This is a genomic window from Alteromonas stellipolaris (assembly GCF_001562115.1).
Taxonomy (GTDB): Bacteria; Pseudomonadota; Gammaproteobacteria; order Enterobacterales; family Alteromonadaceae; genus Alteromonas; species Alteromonas stellipolaris.
The window spans coordinates 4,426,890-4,449,356 of sequence record NZ_CP013926.1; the positions used below are offsets into that span (position 1 = coordinate 4,426,890).

The 22,467-nt window shown below is 43.7% G+C and carries 20 protein-coding genes; 8 read left to right on the forward strand and 12 right to left on the reverse strand.

The genetic code is table 11. From position 1 onward, the window contains the following. Positions 1–10: 10 nt before the first annotated feature. Positions 11–1,009 (forward strand): NADP-dependent oxidoreductase, encoded by a 999-nt coding sequence (locus AVL57_RS18725; protein ID WP_057795416.1) that lies wholly within the window; start codon positions 11–13, stop codon positions 1,007–1,009. A gap of 42 nt (positions 1,010–1,051) precedes the next feature. Here the strand turns inward: AVL57_RS18725 and AVL57_RS18730 are convergent, their stop codons facing one another. From AVL57_RS18730 to AVL57_RS18740, 3 genes are read right to left on the reverse strand one after another with little or no spacing between them, the layout of a single operon-like run. Further along, on the reverse strand, positions 1,052–2,122 hold the full coding sequence (locus tag AVL57_RS18730) for a GGDEF domain-containing protein (protein WP_057795414.1): 1,071 nt from the start codon (positions 2,120–2,122) through the stop codon (positions 1,052–1,054). A 47-nt stretch (positions 2,123–2,169) separates the two neighbouring features. After that, positions 2,170–4,071: an ATP-binding protein gene (locus tag AVL57_RS18735; protein WP_057795412.1), complete on the reverse strand. Its 1,902-nt coding sequence runs from the start codon at positions 4,069–4,071 to the stop codon at positions 2,170–2,172. Positions 4,072–4,109: 38 nt separating this feature from the next. After that, on the reverse strand, positions 4,110–5,132 hold the full coding sequence (locus tag AVL57_RS18740; RefSeq protein WP_057795410.1) for an ABC transporter substrate-binding protein: 1,023 nt from the start codon (positions 5,130–5,132) through the stop codon (positions 4,110–4,112). Between the two features lie 420 nt (positions 5,133–5,552). Here AVL57_RS18740 and AVL57_RS18745 point away from each other — a divergent pair, with 420 nt between their 5' ends. Beyond that, positions 5,553–6,083 (forward strand): cupin domain-containing protein, encoded by a 531-nt coding sequence (locus AVL57_RS18745; RefSeq protein WP_082605012.1) that lies wholly within the window; start codon positions 5,553–5,555, stop codon positions 6,081–6,083. Positions 6,084–6,163: 80 nt separating this feature from the next. Here the strand turns inward: AVL57_RS18745 and AVL57_RS18750 are convergent, their stop codons facing one another. The 3 genes from AVL57_RS18750 to AVL57_RS18760 form a co-directional block, all read right to left on the reverse strand. Continuing rightward, entirely contained in the window at positions 6,164–7,156 is a 993-nt protein-coding gene (locus AVL57_RS18750; protein ID WP_057795408.1) for an LLM class flavin-dependent oxidoreductase, read from the reverse strand. A gap of 153 nt (positions 7,157–7,309) precedes the next feature. After that, positions 7,310–8,545 carry an ABC transporter permease gene (locus AVL57_RS18755; protein WP_057795406.1) on the reverse strand — a complete coding sequence of 412 codons (1,236 nt, stop codon included), beginning with the start codon at positions 8,543–8,545 and terminating at the stop codon, positions 7,310–7,312. Next, positions 8,545–9,318, reverse strand: coding sequence for an ABC transporter ATP-binding protein (locus AVL57_RS18760; protein WP_082605011.1), 774 nt, complete (start codon positions 9,316–9,318; stop codon positions 8,545–8,547). The genes AVL57_RS18755 and AVL57_RS18760 overlap by 1 nt, the downstream gene beginning before the upstream one ends. A 204-nt stretch (positions 9,319–9,522) precedes the next feature. Here AVL57_RS18760 and AVL57_RS18765 point away from each other — a divergent pair, with 204 nt between their 5' ends. The 3 genes from AVL57_RS18765 to AVL57_RS18775 are packed head-to-tail and all read left to right on the forward strand — an operon-like array spanning position 9,523 to position 11,340. Next, positions 9,523–10,110 carry a DUF3299 domain-containing protein gene (locus tag AVL57_RS18765; RefSeq protein ID WP_138118171.1) on the forward strand — a complete coding sequence of 196 codons (588 nt, stop codon included), beginning with the start codon at positions 9,523–9,525 and terminating at the stop codon, positions 10,108–10,110. Further along, positions 10,111–10,569, forward strand: a complete 459-nt coding sequence (locus AVL57_RS18770) for a hypothetical protein (RefSeq protein WP_063456708.1) — start codon at positions 10,111–10,113, stop codon at positions 10,567–10,569. A gap of 15 nt (positions 10,570–10,584) precedes the next feature. Beyond that, entirely contained in the window at positions 10,585–11,340 is a 756-nt protein-coding gene (locus tag AVL57_RS18775) for a DUF3299 domain-containing protein (RefSeq protein WP_057796521.1), read from the forward strand. A 113-nt stretch (positions 11,341–11,453) separates the two neighbouring features. Here the strand turns inward: AVL57_RS18775 and AVL57_RS18780 are convergent, their stop codons facing one another. Genes AVL57_RS18780 through AVL57_RS18790 form a run of 3 tightly spaced genes read right to left on the reverse strand, consistent with a single transcriptional unit; the run spans position 11,454 to position 13,659 of the window. Then, positions 11,454–12,581: a CobW family GTP-binding protein gene (locus AVL57_RS18780; protein ID WP_057795402.1), complete on the reverse strand. Its 1,128-nt coding sequence runs from the start codon at positions 12,579–12,581 to the stop codon at positions 11,454–11,456. 21 nt (positions 12,582–12,602) lie between these two features. Next, entirely contained in the window at positions 12,603–13,022 is a 420-nt protein-coding gene (locus tag AVL57_RS18785) for a MerC domain-containing protein (RefSeq protein WP_057795394.1), read from the reverse strand. Between the two features lie 40 nt (positions 13,023–13,062). Continuing rightward, positions 13,063–13,659, reverse strand: a complete 597-nt coding sequence (locus tag AVL57_RS18790) for a ZrgA family zinc uptake protein (protein WP_057795392.1) — start codon at positions 13,657–13,659, stop codon at positions 13,063–13,065. Between the two features lie 230 nt (positions 13,660–13,889). Between AVL57_RS18790 and AVL57_RS18795 the strand changes: the two genes are divergently transcribed. From AVL57_RS18795 to AVL57_RS18805, 3 genes are all read left to right on the forward strand, one after another. Then, positions 13,890–16,364, forward strand: coding sequence for a TonB-dependent receptor (locus tag AVL57_RS18795; protein ID WP_057795390.1), 2,475 nt, complete (start codon positions 13,890–13,892; stop codon positions 16,362–16,364). Between the two features lie 256 nt (positions 16,365–16,620). Beyond that, positions 16,621–18,162, forward strand: coding sequence for a S10 family peptidase (locus AVL57_RS18800; protein ID WP_057795388.1), 1,542 nt, complete (start codon positions 16,621–16,623; stop codon positions 18,160–18,162). Between the two features lie 203 nt (positions 18,163–18,365). Next, positions 18,366–19,046 (forward strand): spermidine synthase, encoded by a 681-nt coding sequence (locus AVL57_RS18805; RefSeq protein WP_057795386.1) that lies wholly within the window; start codon positions 18,366–18,368, stop codon positions 19,044–19,046. 22 nt (positions 19,047–19,068) lie between these two features. Here AVL57_RS18805 and AVL57_RS18810 read toward each other — a convergent pair whose 3' ends face one another. The 3 genes from AVL57_RS18810 to AVL57_RS18820 are packed head-to-tail and all read right to left on the reverse strand — an operon-like array spanning position 19,069 to position 22,372. Then, positions 19,069–19,728 (reverse strand): hypothetical protein, encoded by a 660-nt coding sequence (locus AVL57_RS18810; RefSeq protein ID WP_057795384.1) that lies wholly within the window; start codon positions 19,726–19,728, stop codon positions 19,069–19,071. Between the two features lie 29 nt (positions 19,729–19,757). Continuing rightward, on the reverse strand, positions 19,758–21,590 hold the full coding sequence (gene glmS / locus AVL57_RS18815) for a glutamine--fructose-6-phosphate transaminase (isomerizing) (RefSeq protein WP_057795382.1): 1,833 nt from the start codon (positions 21,588–21,590) through the stop codon (positions 19,758–19,760). Between the two features lie 2 nt (positions 21,591–21,592). After that, on the reverse strand, positions 21,593–22,372 hold the full coding sequence (locus AVL57_RS18820; RefSeq protein ID WP_057796518.1) for a DeoR/GlpR family DNA-binding transcription regulator: 780 nt from the start codon (positions 22,370–22,372) through the stop codon (positions 21,593–21,595). Between the last annotated feature and the right edge of the window lie 95 nt (positions 22,373–22,467).

Genomic DNA, 22,467 nt, shown 5'->3' on the forward strand with positions numbered 1-22,467 from the left:
AGAGATTCACATGTCTAGCAATAAAGAAATTCTATTGGTCAATCGCCCAAACGATAGAAAAATAGGCTCCCATTTGTTTGAAACTCGTGAGCAATCCATTCCTTCTCCGGGTGAAGGTGAAATACTGATTAAACAAACTTACATGTCACTCGACCCTGCAATGCTAGGGTGGATGAGTGAAGATCGTGAAAGTTATATTCCGCCTGTCGAGCTTGGTGAAGTCATGCGCTCAAGCGGTGTAGGTGAAGTAATAGAGTCGAACAACCCTGATTTCTCTGTTGGCGACAAAGTCATGGGGATGACTGGCTGGCGAGAATACTTGGTAAGTAATGGTGAAGGCTTCAATAAGCTGCAGCCAGGTGTTACCGAAGAAATGGCGCTTTGCGTATTCGCCCTGCCCGGTTTAACTGCAACCACAGGCTTATATAACTTTGGTGAGCCTAAAGAAGGTGAAACCTTGGTTGTCACTGGCGCTGCTGGTTCAGTAGGCTCAATCGTAGGTCAGCTCGCAAAAGCAGACGGCCTTCGCGTTATTGGCGTAGTGGGCAGTGACGAAAAAGCAGATTGGATTGTTAACGAGCTCGGCTTTGACGGTGCAGTAAACTATAAAACTGACGATTTAGAAGCGAAATTAACGGAGCTCACCCCTGACAAAATTGACGTGTTCTTCGAAAACACCGGCGGCCCAATTCAACAGCATATCTTCAATCGTATGAATACACATGGACGTATTGTGGTTTGCGGTATGATTGCCGACTATCAATCAGAAAACCCGGCTCCTGGCCCAAATTGGATACCGTTAATTAAAAAGCGCATTAATGTTCGTGGGTTTGCAATGCCTGATCATTGGGGAGAAGTACCTCAGCTTATTGCAAAGCTGTCGCCCTACGTACAACAAGGTAAGATTCAATATCGTTCTCACATGGTTGAGGGTATAGAGTCAGCGGTAGAGGGTTTACAGATGTTATTTTCTGGCGACAATAAAGGGAAAATGATCGTTAAACTTTAAGCCTAAGGCTTATATTTTTTTACGCTAACTATCGACGCTGATTTAACTTAGCGTCGATAGTAAATAAGTGCCCTTCCCCGCAGCCTTTGCTTGATAAAGTTCATTATCAGCTTGGTTAATTAAGCCTTCTAATGTTTGCCCTTTAATATTGGTTACTACCACGGCACCAATAGAGCAGGAGACGGTTTTTGCTGATGCATTTGATGCATGAGGTAAGGCTTTTTTATCCCAAATATCGAGTATTTGCTGGCAACTTTGTTCTACTTGCCTTGCTGAAACCCCACTGACAATAACCATAAACTCTTCGCCACCATAACGACCCAGAATATCGGTTTGTCGTTGAAACACGGCGCGCATCACATCAGCCTGCGCCACAATGGCATCATCCCCTTGTTGGTGACCAAAGGCATCGTTGTATTTCTTAAAGTCATCTAAATCGAGCATAAATACTGCGAAAGATAGGTTCTGCCTTTTGCTGAGCGACAGTAATCTCTCGCCTTCTTTCATCAGTGCACGTCTATTAAGGAGATTGGTTAGCGGGTCTTCCCGACTTAAGGTGTTTAGCTTTTTGTTCGTTGATTTTAAGAGGATCACTATTCTGTCTAAACGGTATTTTGCATAAGCGCATATAAATAACGACCCCACCACAAATGACGTTGAAATCATGACGCGATCGCCATACACAGGCGCGATTACCATCAAACCAATAAAACCAGCAATGCTTATTATCGATGCCACCAACGCCAGCTTATAGGTAACACCTAACGCAAATACACAATAGAATGCATATAAAATGGTACCCTCGTAAGGAAAGGCAAATTCGTATAGCACCCAACTTTGGTAAATGAGCACAAAATTGGCAAAGGTTAACATCACCATAAGCCCTGCAAAAATCCAGCTTCTGGCAGCATAAAAGAATCGAGAAAACGAAAGGGCGATAACCAAAAAGATAACTGGAATTTGGTATATAAGGCGGTTTTGAAGATAAAACTCGTACAAGGGGGAAGGTAACAACGCCATATCTGCCAAGATGAAAGAGGCGAGCAACAAAGCACCGATAAGAAGAGCAACACGAAGTCTTAAAATCTCTCTATGCTTTCCTACCACTTCCACCTTCTTCTCCCGACATGGGTAACATCTTTCAGTAAGTATAGACGCTTCTATAAGGCTAGCTTAAGTAGACTACCTTTTAATGCTTCAATGGTGATAGGTTTGGTGACCACGTCGTTCATACCGTCCTGTTTAAAGGCATCATGGCGCTCTTTAAAGGCTTCTGCTGTAAGCCCAATAATAGGAATTTGGCTTACGTCACTTGGTAAATTTCGAATACGCTTAGTGGCTTCAACACCATCCATCACTGGCATATGAATATCCATAAAGATAACGTCGAACGCCTCTTCTTCAACTTTAACAGCCGCTTTTAAACCGTTGTCGACATGAGTAACAGTACACCCAAGCTGCTCTAATAGTGCCTGAGCAACCACGGCATTTATCGCATTATCTTCTGCCAGTAATACGCTAATACCCGGTTTGAGGATTGTATTTTTATTTAGGTTACTTTGCGCTTCTTGCAGTGACGCACTGTCGATAACACGGGCGCTTACAATGGCAGACATCGTAAAACACGACCCTTCACCCACTCGGCTCGTGACTTTGACATCACCACCTAATATCTGCGAAAGCTCTTTGGCAATGGATAAACCTAAACCTGTACCACCATAACGACGTGAAATTGAAGAATCAGATTGCGTAAACTTATCAAAAATATGTTCAAGCCTATCCGGCTCTATACCAATTCCAGTATCTTTCACAGAAATGACCAAGCGATTTTCTTCTACCAACTTCCCAGCGACTTTTTTCAGACTCGCAGTAACCGTCACCGTGCCTTTGTGTGTGAACTTGATGGCATTACTGGCAAGGTTAATCACTATTTGGCGCAATTTAGTTACGTCACTGGTGACCAATACCGAGTCTAAATTCTTACTTTTATATTCTAACCGGGTATGGTTTGCACTCGCATTGATACCTAGCAAGGTAATAAGATCGTTCAGCATGTTATCTAAATTAAATTCAGTAACATCAACTTCTGACATACCAGATTCAATCTTAGATAAATCGAGTACATCATTGATTACATTGGCAAGAATAGTAGCTGAAGAACGTAAATCTGACGCATATTGCTTTTGCTTGTCGTCTAACGGCGTATCTAGCAGTAAAGTAGCAAGGCCTTGAATACCATTTAACGGCGTGCGAATTTCATGGCTCATAACGGCAAGAAAGTCCGTTTTGGCTTTATTAGCAGCTTGTGCCCGTTCCACATAATTTTCGATGTCTGCAGACATGGCTTCTACATCTTGGGCTAAGTCACTTAGTTCATCTTTCCCGCTAACATCGATGCTTACCCGTTTATGATTACCGGCGATACTGCTCGTTGCATCTTTAATTTTTCCAATAGGGGATATCACAAAATACTGAGTGATTTTCCCTATGAATAAACTCACTAAAATGACCGTAAACAGGGTAATAGCAATGGTTAGCCACGCTATTTTTGATAATGACGATTCTAGTTCATCGGTAGATTGGCTAACTGTAAGTTTCCAGTTCCATGGGTCGAACTTGCTACAGGCAAAGAGGACATATTGATCTCTCCACTCAGATTCACCAAATGCAATATCGGTAGCATTAATGGTGGTGATAGTGGCGTTGGCGGTATTGATGGGCGCCCACGCTTCATAGGTGCTAAATAGCTCAGCGCCAGTAGACTTATCACTTACCGCAAAATGCTTACCGGTGGACTCATGAAGCTCTGCTAGCTCGTCAAATACCTCTTTTTGATAGGCATCTCGAAATACCGGCACATTCTCTAAACCCGAATCCACCAGCAGTTCGTGCCGCTCTCGCACAAACTCAATAAAAGTGAGTGACAAGGTTTGGGTAAGTAACTGATACTCTCGCTCTCTCACTGAGTCATAAGCCGTCAAATAGGCCCAATAGCCCGTTAGCGCCATCCCTGTAAACAGAATGGGGATATATATAGCTAAAAGCTTCGACTTAATTCGCATAGATATCTGGTACTACTCTTTGTTGGTAAATTAGGTCTTTATTGATAAACGTGATTTTTCGATAACTTTAAATACGATGACGGAATAGGAATATGCATCTTTATGGCGGTAGATACATTCACCCCTATGGTGTATTTATCCATTCTAGTGACAGGCATGCTATTGGCCTTCTCGCCACTTAAAATTCTTTTGGCCCGTAAGGCACCTGATTTCCCAATACTTTTTTCATCTGCTACAACGCCAAGTAACGCACCTTGCTGCACTGACTCTATACTTTCGGCAAAAACCGGCAATAGTTTAGTTTCTTTGTAAATAACATTGATGAGATCGTTGGCTTGAAGCAAGGGGCCAGTGGAAAGCCAATAGGTATCAACGCCGGATGTTTCTACTTTTTCTTTGAGCGCTTCCACAACACCATCACGCATAGTGTCTAACCCTGAGGTACCTTCAACGTAGGCGGTCCTTACAGCCACGAACTTCACGTTATCATACTGGCTCTCGAGTGCTAATAGGCTTTCTACAGAACTTTTTGAAGACGGGTAGTCAGAATGCACTAACCCAATAGTAATCGGCTCTTCCAGTGCCGAGGCTTTTAGTAAGCCATCAAGCATATCCAACTTTACTTTGGCATCTAATACGTGAGACTCACCGGTTATGTTTGATACGCTACGTTCGCCAAACGCAGTGACTATGCCCTCTTTAACTGGGTCTGCCACTGTCATGAATAAAGTAGGGAGCTCAGAAGCCGCTGAAAAGTTGTAAACCGCTCTTGTGGCAAGCGTTGCGATTGGCACTAGCAGGTCCGGCGCACCGTTTTCCGTAACAGTTTGCACTATGGTTCTCGCTTGCTCTTCTAATCCCTGAGCGTTATATATTTCTATGTCTATTTCATGTTCAGGCATAATCAATGTAAGTTCATCGATAAATGCATCTCTTGTATTTGTCACTATGGGCAAGGGGCTTGTTTCAATGATCGCCACCCGTAATGGTTGAGCTTCTACTTGAGCGTGAAACATAAAACAAAGGAGTATACTCGTGATGAGTAGTGACATTTTTTTCATCTTTAATTAGCCCAACTGTTAAGCTAGTGAGTAGGTGATTAGTTTGAAATATCATAGTGTTAATCGACTCCGCTGCATAGCCGAAGTTCGTATAATATAGGCTTAAAATACCCATAAGTTTGTTTTAGATAGTTTATGCTAGGTAAGCGTTAAAAATTGCCCTCGCTGACTAAGCTTTCTATGATTCAGACTCACTATGATTAAAGGGCCATGCAACATGGCTAATCCGTTACGGCCAAGTCTATTAAGGATAATAACCATATTATGAGGCGAATAAAATCTCTTATGCCTAGTACTATACAAAATACATGCAGTAGCAATAAAATGACAACGTTAGGTCTATGTTTAAGCCTGTATCTGGCAAGCTTTTCGCCTTTAGCTAGCAACGAAATTATGAACGAAACATTAAAGGACGGGAGAATGACAGACCAGACAGTGACGAACAAAAAAATGAAGACCTTAACGAAAGAACAAGTCATTGAACAGCTCAACCTCTCTCATCACTTTGAAGGTGGTTATTTTCGCCAAAGCTTTAAAGCAGATCACAGAGACAAAGTAACAACGTCGCGTGGTGAACGCACCACCATGACCGCTATTTATTACATGCTTACCAACGACAACAGTATTGACCACTTTCATACTAAGTATTCCGATGGTATTGAGTTTTACCACATGGGCGCGCCCATTACTTACCATATGATTTACCCAGATGGTCATTACGAAAAAGTGGTAGTAGGGCCTGATATTGCCAACGGCCAGCAGTTGCAGCTTGCTGTACCTGGAGGCACTTTTAAAGCGGCCGAGTTAACTGATGGCGACTATGGGTTGGTGAGCGAAGCTGTATCCCCTGGGTGGGAGCCTGAAGATATGATTGAAGTTTTTCAGCATGAATTGTTAGAAAAATTTCCGCAGCACAAGGTGCTTATCGAACGCCTTGCGAATAAGAAATAGAAACGCCAATTCAAATAAATAAGCCTGTTAGAAACAGGCTTATTTATTGTTACTCAGGTTTGCTTTAATCCCTATTTCAGCTAGATGTTTATTTCAGCCAAAAGTGCCACGCTTTTCAGCCTAGCTTCTAGGTTATGAATTGGCATTGAAACAATCACCTCATCCACTTCAGTTGCCTCTACAAATTTAGCTAACTGTGCGGCAACCGTGGCTTTTGAACCCACCAATGCATAACGCAATACATGAGACAACATGGCGTAATCTGCTTCGCTGCAAATTGCCGATAAATCGTCTACGGGTTTAGCAAACGGCTTGTTAAGCCCTCGGCGCATATTCATAAACTGCTGTTGTACCGAGGTGAAAAGATACTGTGCCTCTTCATCGGTATCGGCCACTACCGCCATTACCCCTGCCATCACATAGGGTGATTCTTGGGTATCTGATGGTGTAAACATAGAACGATACACATGCAAGGCATCGAACAGCTGGTCTGGCGCAAAGTGTGACGCAAAAGAATAAGGCAAGCTTACCGATGCAGCCAATTGCGCACTGTATAAACTTGAACCTAACAACCATAACGGAATATGTGTGTTAGCACCCGGCACGGCGATAATTTTCTGCCCAGGCTCTGGCGTACCTAAATAGTGTTGAAGCTCTTTTATGTCATCGGGGTAAGTGTCGACATGGGCGTTACCATTAAGATTGCGCCGTAATGCTTTTGCGGTAGCCATGTCGGTACCTGGCGCTCGGCCAAGCCCTAAATCAATACGCCCAGGATATAAAGTTTCAAGCGTACCGAATTGCTCGGCAATCACTAAAGGCGCATGATTAGGCAACATGACACCACCTGCACCTACACGAATATGATTGGTAGCGCCGGCAATATTGCCTAACATAATGGCGGTAGCAGAACTTGCCACGCCATGCATGCCGTGATGTTCAGCCAACCACACACGATGATACCCACTACGCTCAGCTTGCTTCGCTAACTCCCTAGAGTTACTTAATGCATTGCTAATGCTCTGCCCTTCACAAATAGGGGCAAGATCGAGTAGTGATAGGGGTAATGACATGGCTAACCTCATAAACGTTTTTTGCAGTGTATCGCAAACTCAATATACGCCGAAGTGCTTTGCCATGGTTCACCCCAGATTCGCGATATCAGGCATTACTTAGCAAATTTTCAGACCCAGTACTTTGCACACCCAGTTACTTTGCCAACCCAATTACCTTGCTGAAAGTGAACTGTGAAGTGCATTTTTATACGCTTCAAATGCCGGTATCGCCGAGGTAACAATAGCTGCTAAGGTGATCACACTTACCACTTTCAGCGTTTCTACCGTCAGCAAATTAGCACTTAAAAATAGACCATATTGCGACGCCAGCCAATCGCTCGATAAGGTTAACGTTACGCTAAGTAAAACTATTGCTGCCACAATAGCTAACAACACTAAAATGAGCGCTTCTACTAATACCAAGGTAAAGATAACCCTAGGGCCTGCACCTAATACACGCAAAACAGCAATCTCGTTTTTCCGTTGCTGCATAGACGCTAGCAACATGGTCGATAAGCCAAACAATGAAGATATGAGCACCAAGATACTGATAACGCGCAGTAGGTTTTCTACCGTGCCCATCATTTGCCAAAGCTCGGTCAGTGCCACACCAGGAAGAATAGCCATAAGCCTGTCGGTTTTATAGTTGTTGATATCGCGCTGAAGTTTAAACGTAGCAAATTTTGAGGTGAGCCCAAGCATGACCGCCGTTACACTGTCTGGCGTGGTATTTACCGAGGCTGCATCGTTGAGTAATTGGTTTTGCTTTGATGCCGACAAATGAATAGCTTCAATTGCGTTTAAGCTTACGTGCACGGTTTTATCCACCGGTGTGCCAGTGGCTGCAAGTATGCCGGTAATAGTGAAAGGGGTGTTATCATGATTGGTAAAACTGGTGTTACCAATACCATGAGATATCACCACACTATCTCCCACTTTATAACCCAGCACTTTGGCCACATCGGCGCCTATCACAGCTTCAAATAAGCTCGCGAAGGCCTGACCGTTTTGAAAACTGAGCGCTTGCTTGTTACCAAACTTAAAATGCTGAAAATAGTTATCGTTTGTTCCCATTACCCGAAAGCCGCGATGAGAATCCCCTAACGAGATAGGAATTGCCCAGTCCACTAATTGACCTTCTTGCAGTGCTTCATAGCTTTCATATTTGATGTTACTGGTGGGACTTCCCATCCTGAACACTGAATACAATAAAAGATTTAGCTGACCGCTTGGGGCGCCAACGATAAGGTCAACATCTGAAATAGTTCGGTTAAAGCTCTCTTTTGCCTGCTGGCGAATGTGCTCAACGCTTAGCAATACGCTAATACTAATGAGCAGCGAAAGAAACGTTAATACCACTGATTTTCTGCGACTACCTAAGCTACTCCACGCTAACGACACTAACATTACTTGGTCTCCGCTGGCTGTATTAGTGAAGACTGTTTTAGCGAAGACCCTTTTAGCGAAGACATCTCTACACTAGTTTCAAAAAACTTTTTCAAATACATATCGTGACTTACAAATATTAGTGTTGTGTTGTGCTGCTTACACATGTCGATGAGAATGGTCATAAAGGCGTCTCGTGCGGCAGCATCCAAAGCAGATGTAGGTTCATCAACAAGCAATATTTCGGGCTTGTTGATTAACGCTCGGGCAATGGCTACACGCTGCTGTTGACCTACACTCAACGCATTAGCAGGCTGCTGCAAAATAGTAGCGGGCAAATTAAGCCCGGTCAGTAGCGCTTCGGCTGCATCGGTTATATTGGTTTTGCCCGCTTTTGCAAAGTAAGTGGCCAATTCAATATTTTTAAGCACGCTTAGGTAAGGAATTAGATTGAATTGCTGAAATACCACGCCAATATGCTGCGCGCGAAACTTATCTCTTTGCCTAGCTGATAAAGCTGAAAAGGGCTTGCCAAGTAATGATAATTCGCCGCTTTGTGGCGTTAGCACCCCCGCTAGCAAGTTAAGCAAGGTAGTTTTGCCAGAGCCTGAATGACCATGTAAGAAAACACGATCACCGTAATTCACCTTCCACGTGGGTATATGCAACCCACTGCTGTTTGCATCTGCATAATGATAATTAACGTCATTTAGCGCAATAGCATTGCCTTGGTTAGGCGCTGCTTTATTGGAGTCTGCTTCATTTTTCAAAGGTTGCTCTGGTGCTGCTGACAATGTGAATCATCTCCTTTTTGCATTACGCCATGTTTGCGTAAAAGTGGATATAGCGGCCTCTCATTCTATTAGGCCGCCATTTAAGCCGAAACTAAGCCTAACTTGGCGTAAGAGTATGCTTAGCTAGACTTCAAATGTACAATCTAAAACCGTTATGTTATAACGTTTTACACTAACTGTTATAATAATTCTTGGCTAAATAAAATGATGAAGTTCTTCTTAAGCGCCCGCATTGGTATTTTTGTCGCGATAGCAGGCATGCTTTTTTATCCTACAACATATGCAGAAGATATCGAAGCGCCTGACTATCAAGAGGTAGAATGGACACAGCTAATGCCTGAGGAAGATTTGGCAGCACTGCTCAATCCGCCAGATTATTTAGCCGGTATTGAAGATGGTTCTCAAGAAGATTCAGTGGAAGCCTTTGGTAACCAGGAATTTGACAACGAAACCACTAACCGTTTTCAACAGGCACTGACATCTACGCAAGTTGTTAAAACCTTTGAGAATAAGCCTATCCGTATTCCTGGTTTTATTGTTCCGCTTGAAAGTAGCGAGTCGAAAATGGTCACAGAGTTTTTTATCGTACCTTACTTCGGTGCGTGCATTCATATGCCGCCACCACCGCCCAATCAAATTATTTACGTAAGTGTTGAGGAAGGTGTTGAGCTAGAAAGCTTATACGATCCATTCTGGTTTGAAGGTACCTTGGCTATCGACACTACTGAAAATGCAATGGGCACCGCAGCGTACCGTTTAGAGCACGTTAATGTGCAACCTTACGAGGGATAAATGATGACACGATTTAATAAACTATTATCTACCCTGCTTGCCTCTTTAACGGTTGTTTCTGCCGCGCATGCGTGCGACCTGCATGGTGGTGGTAATATGGGTTTTGGCTTTAACCGATTACACCCCCTTGCTCAGCAACATTATCAGGCGTCAGCTTTCAAAACCCTGTCGGTTAAACACGCTAAACAGGTGGATGTTGTTGTTGATGAAGCCGCCACAGCCAAAATATCTTACGTAATACCGCTACGCTATCGTGATGTAAATGTGAGTTTTATAGGTAGCGATGACGTAGAAATAGTGGGCGAAAGCGCGGTATTGCTGGAACAAGATTCTGGCGTTTACAACTTAACATTTACGGTAAAGCGCCCAGGCTCGTCGCACATTTCAATTCAAATAAATGGATTGAGTGACGGTAAGCCTTTTTCACTAAATCAGAAAATTGAACTGCGCTCAGCATAAAAAGTGGATAAAGGTGTGAGTAAAGTCACGGCTAAAGATAAGAGGCAAGCTGCAATTAACGCTAAGCGCAAGCCACTTAAGACCGTACTACTCCTTTTACTTTTCTTAGTGGCTGGCAGTGTGTTCGCTAGGCTAGTTCAACTTTATTGGCCCAGCATAAAACACCAATTTACCACAAGCGAAGCGCTGTACCAGACCAGCACCCCTAAGTTACAGGCCTTATTCAGCCAAGAAGTTGAACAAAAAAGTGTGCTACGTTTAGGTTGGCAAGACTTACTGCCTGAACAAGAAGAAGCTACGTTACGTCAATATCAATCGGGTAATGCTGCAAGTGAATTATCGCCGGCTCAAATCGGCACCGTTCAGTCTATAACGAATCAGCTGCTGTTATCTATTCAAGCCAGTAGTGATGAAAATTACAAATCAGCCCTTCACTCAACCAACATAGTACAAACCGTTTTAGGCAAAGTAATTTCTATTTCTGGCTTTATTGTTCCGATAGAAGTGAATGAAGATCGCACATTGCAGAGCTTTTTCGTAGTGCCTTACTACGGCGCCTGTATTCATTTTCCACCTCCCCCACCCAATCAAATTATTTTTGTACAACTGCCCGATGGATTTGCTCATCACAATTTGGCCGATGCATTTACCTTAACGGGTATTTTAGAACAAGGCATGTTTGAAGACCCTCTTGGAACCTCAGCTTATACCCTAAACGTATACGACATAAAGGCTTACCACGGTCAGCCCGATGACTTTCGTGCTCACTAGGCTTATTCAGAGAATAGGCGTTATTTTTCCAAAAACGCTGATAAATATTTGTTAGCTATGTTCATGGGTGTTTATAGCGTCTAAAGGGCATTTAGTAGGTGTTTTGCGAGCTTCTAGTTTTCATCTAGCTGGCAAGCAACTAATTGTTGCTCCCACATACCACTAATGTCATCAGCGCCCGCCTTAGAAGCAACCTGTTCATTAATAATCACTTCTATACGGCTTTCTAAACAATCATCCAATTCTTTTTCTGATATTGCATCATCTACAATGTTGTAGCTGAAAATACCTTCATTAGTGATCATAATTGCTTTAAGCCTTTCCACTTTTAGTTTGTCTAGACGGAGCTTGTCTAACCAACCATGCAGCGCGCTTCGGTTAAATACAATGTAAGGCGAAAAACGCCACCCCATACTTTGAAAGCCTTCTCCGCTATTTTCAATTTTAACAAAGCCGCTTTGTGGTAGGGGCATATCGTTAATATTGCGCGCTTGATTGTGCTTATGGTGGTGATGATCATGATGCTCGCTATCAGTGTTTTCATGAGTATGATGTTCGTCATCATAAGAATGGTGAGGTATAGGTTGCTTCATTGCTTTAACCACATCAGAAGCACCGTCTAGCAACGATGGCGCTAACTTTCCATGTTGTGCAAAAACAATATCAGGCATGGGATTGCGGCGGTTAGCAACATAATCAATGAGCAGCTGCTTAGATTCCTCTTGGTACAAATCTTCTTTATTACCTACGACAATATCCGCAACATCAATTTGCTGATTAAACGTCTCATGCAGGGTGTAGCGTATATCTGTAAGCTTTCTGGCATCAACCAAAGTGATATTCTTTTGAATATTGAGCACCTCTTGATAATGCTCGGCAGATAACACTTCTAATACTTCTCTTGGGTGCCCTAGCCCCGTAGGCTCTATTAATAAACGATGGGGTCGAGATCGCGCAAGCAACTGATTAAGCGCAATTTGCATAGACAATCCTGATGCACAGCACATACAACCGCCGGGTACTTCACGCACAAACACACCGCTTTGTTCGGTATGAGCGCCCTCAAAAAAGCCGCCATCTATACCAATTTCGCCAAACTCATTGACTAAAACAGCCCACCGCTCATTCTTTGGCTTAGCTTCTAGTAAGGATAAAATGGCGCTTGTTTTTCCTACACCCAAAAAACCACTAATAATATTAGTTGGAATAGCACTTAATTTTTCAGGCTTACCTGTTGTCATACACACCCTTCCTGTACGCCGTTATTTATGTGTAATGATGTGCGGATAATCGGTTTCATTATCTGTTTGGCTGCGTAGCCTAAGATTTCGAATATGACTAAATGCGATGAAGCTAGAGCCTATTACCGTTAACACCACTTCGCCGTATTCGCCTAACACGTCATGTCCTAATACGACGGCTAGAATAAGCAAAGAGAGTCCCATACCACCGATTAACAGCATGGTATGATTTCGGTGATAAAAGTACCCCATCATGAGTGCAATGACACTAATGGGCACAACAAAGAATAACAACGTTTTATGAAATAACTCATCATCAAAAGCTAAAGCCCCTGCTAACGGGGGAAGCAGAATTAATAAAACAGGCAACAATAAGCAATGCACCACGCATAACATAGACAGGGCTATGGCAGCTTTATCGCTTATTTTTTGAAAATTCATTCAGTATGGTTCCTTATCTTTAACCTACCCGATTTTTAGCTTACCAGCTTAACGTTGGCTTACCGGCAGATAACTCTGAAAGACCTTGTCCACGCTCGGTGATCCACTGAGCTTGAATAGCGCTTAGCGATGGCATGGATTCAAATAGGGCAACAGTAATGCCCGACACCGCATCATCACAATGAAATTGATATTCAACTTCTATATTTTGATGATTTTCTTCTTCGTGTTCTTCATGATCTTCGTGCTCGTCATGTTCTTTATGCGAAACGTGTTCTTTATGCGAAGCATGTTCGCCCTCGTGAGCTTCGTCGTGGCCGCTTTCATGATCATCATCATGCGTTTCTAATGTGTGCTCAACATTCACTAATTCGCATTTACCCTCTACATCAATCACATTGGTATTTAATGTGAAACGTTCGGCAAGCAAATTTTGACTATTAAGTTGTTCAGTGGTTTCAGGCTCGTGCTCAAAACCAAGGGCGTCTGCTGCAGGTAATACAAGCTGAAGGTGAAGCATGTTTCCCTCTTGAGAAACCAAAAGCTCGCCTTGTCCGTGTACATGCTGCTGCGCATTTACTGTAAATCCTAAACTAGAAAATAAGAGTAAAGAGACCGCTATATGGGGCTTTTTCATGAATCTACCTTCTTATATATTTTTCAATGATGAGCGACGACTTTTGACCGAAGTAGTATGTATACACGCTAGTCCAGTATTGTGAATCCCTGCATAGAATAAGTCAGTTAACATACGTGAAATTTTCACGCTTCTTGAACTATTTCTGAATTATCTATTGATTTCATTTTGATACATTATAACATAACACAAAATAAGATTGAAATTATAACTTAGTATCGGGGTTAGGAATGATTAGGGTCACCAAGGTAGCAGCATTAGTAAGCGCGTTGTTATCAACAAGCGCGTTAGCACAAATTATAGAAGGCACTGTGCTCAATAAAAATGGCAATGCCGTAGCAGGAGCAAAGGTTGAAGTAGAAGGAACTAATCAAAGCACGGTAACCAACAGTGATGGAAAATTCTCGCTACGTGATGTGAGTAACGGCAAAGCCGAGTTGCATATTTCGGCACCCAACTTTGCACACCTTCATCAAGATATTACGCTGGTAGAAGGCGAGCCGCTGCAACTTTCATTTACGCTAAATCGTTCTCCAATTGAAGTGGTGGACGTACTTGCTACGCCCATTCATTTGTCAGTGATGGAATCTGCATCACCGGTTAGTGTGTTGGCAGGCGATACGCTTCGCCGCCAACAAACATCTACCCTAGGCGATAGTTTAGAAAAAGTGGCCGGTGTACATACTAGCTTTCACGCAAAGGTAGCCAGTACACCTGTTATTCGTGGGTTAAGTGGCCCAAGAGTACTTATTGCGCAAAATGGTTTAGATGTGAGCGATGTTTCACGAGTAGGCCCTGATCATTCGGTGGCATCAGAGGCATCAACGGCCCAGCAAATTGAAGTTCTTCGTGGCCCAGCAACCTTGTTCTACGGTAGTGGCGCAGTTGGCGGTGTTGTGAATGTAGTAGATGGTCGCATACCTACCGATAGCACAACGCGAGGCGAATGGTTACTTGAAACCAACTCGGTTGATGACCAGCAGCTTGGCTCTTTCAATGTAACCACGGGGAATGAGTCTTTCGCCTTTTATGCCGATGGGTATTGGCGCGAATCTAATGACTACGATGTTCCTGTTTCACCTGAAGCAGAGCACGACGATCATGACGAAGAAGAGCATGATGAAGATCAGGCGAGAGTAGTAGAGAACAGCAACGAAGCGTCGAGTGGCTTCACCGTTGGCACCAGTTACTTGTTTGATAAAGGCTATGTAGGGCTTTCAGTTGAGCAATTTAATCGTGAATACGGTATTCCTGGTCACACCCATGGCGAAGAAGAACATGATGACGACCATGAAGAAGGCTTAGAAGAAGAGCACCATGAAGAAGAATCCGTTTTTGCAGACCTAGAGCAAACCCGAGTTCAACTTCAAGGTGAGTACAATGTTGAAGGCAGTTGGGTAAAACAAATTCAGTTACGGGGTGGGTTTACCGACTATGAACACGCTGAAATTGAGCACGGTGAAACGGGCACCTTGTTTGAAAATGAGACCCATGAATTAAAACTCGATGTTTTACACGCGCCAATGAATGACTGGAACGGCGCGGTAAGCTTTCATTACAAAAACAGCGATGCATCAGCCCAAGGTGAAGAAGCCTTTACTCCCCCTTCGGTTACTGAAACCTTTGCGATGGCCATCATGGAAGAAAAGCGCTTTGATGATGTACTTGTTCAACTCGGTGCCCGTATAGAACATGTATCGCTAGAAGCTGATAACGTTTTATTGCCTTCTTTGGATACACATGATCATGACGAAGAGCATGATGATGATGGCCACAATGAAGATGCCCACGACGACGAGAATGACGACGAGCATGAAGACACTCTAGTATTTCCTATCGATGAATCCTTTACTGCATTAAGCATCTCGGCGGGTTTGGTATGGGACTTTGCACCAGGCTACAACGTGGGTATCTCAGTATCTCTTTCAGAGCGTGCGCCATCAGCCTCTGAGCTACTGTCATTTGGCCCACATATTGGCACCAGTACTTATGAAGTCGGGGCTTTATTCGCCTTTCATGAAGAAGAAGGCGAAGCGCATATAGAGCTTGGTGAAGGCAGTATTGAACTTGAAACTGCTAATAATATCGACCTTACCTTACGTAAAACCGAAGGTAACTTAGGGTTTGTATTAAATGCGTTTTATAACCAAATCGACAACTATTACTACCAAACCAATACAGGCCTTTTCGCTGAAAGCGGACATGACCATGATGAAGAAGAAGGTGGTGATGATCACGACGAACACACTGATGAACTGCCAGTTTATATTTTCAAAACTGACGATGTAATATTGCATGGTTTTGAAGCACAAGTTGCATGGCAAACCACAGATGAATTCAAAACCACGGTATTTGCCGACTACGTGAGAGCACGTTTACAAGATGGCGGCGATTTGCCTCGCACTCCACCGCTTCGGGTTGGTACGCAGTTTAGCTACCAAACTGAACGATTAAGTGCCCACCTCGATATTACACGTTACGAAGAGCAAGACCGTATTGGTGAAGGTGAAACAGCTACCGATGGCTACACCCTAGTAGATGCCAGTGTGTCTTACGACTTAGATGTACTTAATCAAGATATTTCAGTGTATTTGAAAGGCACAAACCTGACCGATACCGAAGCCAGAGTACATACTTCATTCTTAAAAGATATTGCGCCACGACCTGGCCGCAGCTTTGCACTTGGTGTGAGGGGGTATTTCTAAAAGTCGTTTTTAAAAGCAGCTGTTAAAATTTGACGTGTAGAATGGCAGTATAAACACTGCCATTCTTGTTTTTGCTAACGTGTTTAATCGCTTTTTCTTCTAAACGCTAGTTACCTTTGCTCTCGTTGAAAATGTAATACAGACATAAGTCGGAAATATTGGCTATTCTGTCGTGCAAGCTAAACTATACCTACACGGCAAGGTATAGTGATTAACGTGGTATTTATTCAATTAATAACAATGAAAAGAAAACGCGATGAACTCAATAAATTCAACAATTAAAAGCAAGGCATTGTGGTTTGTTTTAGTGACATTGTTCGCTATTACCGCGAATGCAGCAGAAGACACACATGAACGTACTATCGATATCGATAGCCATGTAGTGACCGAACATGAAACCAAAATATTAGGTAAGCGCGTGAAATACAGTGCCACAACAGGCACACAACCGGTGTGGAATAACAAAGATGACGCAGTCGCTACATTGTTTTACACCTATTACCAGCGCACCGATATAAAAGACAATGGGTCTCGCCCACTTGTTATTTCTTTTAACGGCGGCCCTGGTTCAGCATCAGTATGGATGCACGTAGCGTATACGGGCCCTCGAATTTTAAATATTGATGATGAAGGCTACCCCGTACAGCCTTATGGCGTGCAAACCAACCCGTATTCAATACTAGATGTGGCAGACATCGTATTTGTTAACCCCGTCAATACTGGGTACAGCCGCATACTGGAGAATGAAGATGGTGAAATGCCGTCAAAAGAAGCACAGAAGAGCATGTTTTTTGGCGTCAACGCTGACATCAGCTACCTTGCAGATTGGGTCAATACCTTTGTGACTCGCCATAACCGCTGGCGTTCACCGAAATACCTTATTGGTGAAAGCTATGGTACTACTCGGGTATCGGGCTTAGCCCTTGAATTACAAAACCGCCAGTGGATGTATTTAAATGGTGTAATATTAGTATCGCCTACCGATATTGGTATTGAACGCAATGGGCCAGTAAAAGCCGCAAATCGACTACCGTATTTTGCCGCCACCGCGTGGTATCACAACAAGTTAGCCCCTGAACTTCAAAACAAAGACTTAACCGAACTGCTTCCTGAAGTAGAAGATTTCACCATCAACACGCTTATTCCAGCGCTGGCGAAAGGTGGCTTTATTGGTACTGAGGAAAAACGTAGCGTGCTTGCAAAAATGGCGCGTTATTCAGGGTTATCGGAAGACGCAATTTCACAAAACAATCTTGATGTAAGCACCGCCTATTTCTGGAAATCGTTACTTCGTGATGAAGGTAAAACTTTAGGCCGATTAGATAGCCGCTATTTGGGTATCGATGCTAAGCAAGCGGGTGATAGACCCGATTACTGGGCCGAACTAACGTCGTGGCTACACTCGTTTACCCCCGCGATTAACTACTACTTGCGAGAAGAGTTAAATTACAAAACTGACACCAAATATAATATGTTTGGCGATGTTCACCCATGGGACAGAAGTGGCAATAAATCTGGTGAAAATTTGCGCCTTGCCATGGCACAAAACCCCTATTTAAATGTGATGATTCAAGCAGGTTACTACGATGGCGCCACCAACTATTTTGATGCCAAATATACCATGTGGCAGCTTGATCAAAGCGGCATTATGCAAGACCGCCTAAGCTTTAAAGGCTATAGAAGCGGGCATATGATGTACTTGCGACGAGACGACCTAAAGCAGTCTAACCAAGACTTACGCGATTTCATCAAAAACAGTACACCTGAAAAGGGTGAACCCGCGATGTATCGCCGTTAAAAGGCGATAAAAAAATGGGGTCAGTGTACTTTTAGCCTTAATTAACACTGCCCCTATTTACACTCTTCTCCTATTAACATCTTGGCCTATTCACATTTGGCCCCTATTAAGTCGCTAACCCCATCAATGCTCGGCAAATGTGCTATTCTGCGCGCCTAGAATCAGTTCAAGCAAAATATTCTGTTAAAAGGACAAACCTTCCGATGGTTCCATGGGTTAAATTGGGCACAGCTCAAATTCCAAATAATGGTGGTGAACTAACGTTCTCTCAACGAGACGAAGAGTTCAGTATTCGACTTTCCGGTATTCGTGGCGAGTTGATGAATAGCCGTGTGTACAACTCAGAAAAAGAGCTGTCACAAATGGGCTGCGAACACCTTAAATCCACACCTAACGCACACGTTTTAGTGGGCGGTTTAGGGATGGGATACACCCTTGCAGCAGCGCTAAAAGCAGTGACGCCTAGCTCACAAGTCACCGTGGCAGAGTTAATTCCTGAGGTTGTGGAATGGAACAAAGGCCCACTGGGTAACTGCGCTAAGAACCCACTTCAAGACCCTAGAACGAATGTTAAAGTAGGTGATGTAAAACATCTTCTGAATACTAAAACGCCAACCTACGACGCCATATTATTGGATGTAGACAATGGCCCTGAAGGCTTAACCCATTCTGACAATAATTGGATCTATTCAATCGAAGGTTTAGAAGATATCTACGAGGTGCTTAAGCCCAATGGCATGTTAGCCATTTGGTCTGCGGGGCCTGATTACTTGTTTTCCGTTCGCCTAAAAAATGCAGGCTACGTAGTAAGTACTCGTATTGCCAGAGCACGGAAGGGTAAAGGAAGTAAGCACACCATTTTCTTGGCTAGAAAACCCGGTTAACTCACACATTTAATTAGCCCCTTTAACTCACACTGGCCCCATAATTTTTGATTTTATTCATTTGAATCAGCAAGCCTCCACGGGTAATTACGCTGGCCCCATTAAGTAAAATAAGGGGCCAAGCTACTGCAAACGGCATGGTAAACGCGAACGCGAGTGTTGTGACATCTTTAATTAGAATACTGCGGAATAAGGCTGGCGATAGCGCGCCTATAATCCGACTGCGCCTTAGCAACATTATTTGATGTAACGTACCTTGCACTAATAGCACGGTTACTGCCAACATTAAGCTGTTTGCTCCAATCTTGGCAAGATTAGGGTAAGGCCGAAAGCCTATAGAGCATAGTCCTATTACCAAAGCACCAGCACACAAGCTAACTACAAAACTCGTTGATATTGACCGCCTGTCTCGCCAAATTTGATAAAGGATGGCCAATATCAGAAGAAGCGCACCGAAACGAGTCCACACTAAATAATGACTAAGCGGCTCTATCGCAATACCGAAAATAAAATTGGCATAAAACGCAAAAAAGCTTGAGGCAAACTGGTTTACCGACAAGCTTTGAGTTGCGCTCTGATGACTTTTGCGAAGCGCCTCTATATTAGAAATTTGCTTCGCAAGTCCATACCAGGTCAGCAAAAAAGCGACTGCGCTCACGGTACCTAAAATATGGTACAACACCACAATTCCTCAGCCGCTTTATCTAAACCCTACTCTACCGTAACCGACTTCGCCAAGTTACGAGGCTGATCCACATCGGTACCTTTAATTAACGCTACATAGTAAGACAGTAGCTGTAACGGCAAGGTATAAATGATAGGGGCAATAGGTGCTTCGCAGTGCGGTACATTGATTACGCGCATGGTGTCGTCACCTTTGAACGCGGCGTCTTTATCGGCGAACACATACATAATGCCACCACGAGCGCGTACTTCTTCTACATTCGATTTAAGCTTTTCTAGCAATTCATTATTAGGCGCAACTACGATTACCGGCATTTCATCATCGATAAGTGCCAGTGGGCCATGCTTTAATTCGCCTGAAGCATAGGCTTCTGCGTGAATATAAGAAATCTCTTTTAGCTTAAGCGCCCCTTCCATAGCAATAGGATATTGGTCACCACGGCCTAAAAACAGGCTGTGCTGTTTATCGGCAAATTCTTCGGCTAAATCTTCAATACCTTGGGTAATGGTAAGGGTTTCTTCTAATTTCGCTGGCAAGCTTTGAAGAGCACTGATGATATCTTGCTTGTCACTCTCAGCCATACCGTTTTTCTCGCCCAATGCTAGGGTTAGCATTAAGAATGCAGCTAGCTGCGTTGTAAATGCTTTGGTAGATGCCACGCCTATTTCAGCGCCAGCCCGTGTCATAAAGGCTAAATCTGATTCGCGCACTAGCGATGAGCCCGGTACGTTACAAATAGCTAAACTTGCGCTATACCCAATTTCTTTTGCTAAGCGTAATGCCGCTAAAGTATCGGCTGTTTCGCCCGACTGTGAAATGGTAATAAGTAGGCTATTTGGGTGCACTACCGACTTGCGGTAACGGAACTCAGAGGCAATTTCGATATTGCACGACACATTGGCGTATTGCTCTAACCAATAGCGGGCGGTCATACCTGAATGATAACTGGTACCACAGGCTACAATTTGAACGTGTTTAATTTTACTGAAAATATCATCGGCACCGTTTCCAAAAACATCTGCCGCTAATCCATTTTCGGTTAGTCTGTCTTTTAGTGTGTTACGCACTACTACCGGCTGCTCGTGAATTTCTTTCAGCATATAGTGGCGATAAGCGCCTTTGTCGCCGGCGTCGTGTTCAACGTTCGACTCTATAATTTCACGTTCAACGGCATTACCGTCTTTGTCATAAATAGCAATGGTGCGGCGAGTAATGTCGGCAACATCGCCCTCTTCCAAAAAGATAAAGCGGCGTGTTACAGGCAATAACGCCATTTGGTCTGATGCAACAAAGTTTTCACCCAACCCTAAACCGATGACTAACGGGCTGCCAGAGCGCGCTACAACCATACGGCCCACATCTTCTTTGTCGATAACAACAGTACCGTACGCGCCATGGAAGGTTTTTACTGACGCTTGAACCGCTTCTAACAAGTCTTTACCAGCATCTAAAGCTTCATGCACGGTGTGGGCAATGGTTTCGGTATCGGTGTCGCTACTGAACACGTAGCCTTTTGCTGAAAGCTGTTCACGTAGGGCTTGGTAGTTTTCAATAATGCCGTTGTGCACAACAGCAACACGATCGCTAGAAAAATGTGGGTGAGCATTGGCTACCGTTACGCCACCATGAGTGGCCCAGCGCGTATGCGCAATACCGGTAGTCCCTAGCGCTTCGTCGTTGGCAATAATATCTACCAGCTCTTGTACCTTTCCGGTACTTCTTATGCGATTTAGTGTGCCATCTTGTTGCAACAGAGCTACACCTGAAGAGTCGTAACCACGGTATTCAAGCCGCTTTAGCCCTTCTAATAAAATTTCGACAACATTACGTTCACCAACAGCACCGACAATTCCACACATAATTACTCTCCGTTTTGCGCAGCGACCAGCACCGTTACGCCTTGTTGTTCAATTAGATATTTATCCTCGTCACTGATGCCATTATCAGTCACAAGAGTAGAGATATTTTCCCAGCCCAACTCTAAATTGGGCATTTTGTTCGACAGCTTATTCGACGTTGCCATTACAACAACTTCATGAGCAGCTCGTGCCATGGCGCGAGTAAGCCCTGTTAATTCATTAAAGGTCGTAGTTCCGCGATTCACATCAATACCCGCTGCACCAATAAACGCCATATCAAAACTATATGCCGATACCAATTGTTCGGCCATTGCACCTTGGAATGAACGAGATGCGGGATCCCAGGTGCCACCTGTCATCAAAATAGTGGGTTCGTTATTGCTTTTGGTCAGCTGACTCGCTGCATCTAAGGCATTGGTCATTACTACCAAGTTGGGTATATCACGAAGGCAGGGTAAAAGCGCAGCGATGGTACTGCCGCAATCCAACACTATTTTTGAGCCTTGTTGAATGCGACTAGCAGCAAGCTTACCTATATTCTGTTTTATTGATGAAGGTAAGTTCACTACATTGGTTTCGCCTTGAGAAGCAGATAGGGGTGCGGCACCGCCAAATTGGCGAATAAGCTTTTTTTGGTCTGCCAAGGCGGCTAGATCTTTTCGAATAGTCACTTCAGATGTGCTGAACTGGGCCGCGAGCAATTCAACTTGCGCGTAGCCGTGAGTATTTACCCATTTAATAATGCCAGCGCGGCGCTGATCTACAGAACGACTCGTTTTCAAACTCAATTCAACCCCAGCATGACGGAAACTACAGTGCTTCCTCTAAATCATTTCTACACTATTCCTAAATCATAACTTTCAAAACGAAAGTTATG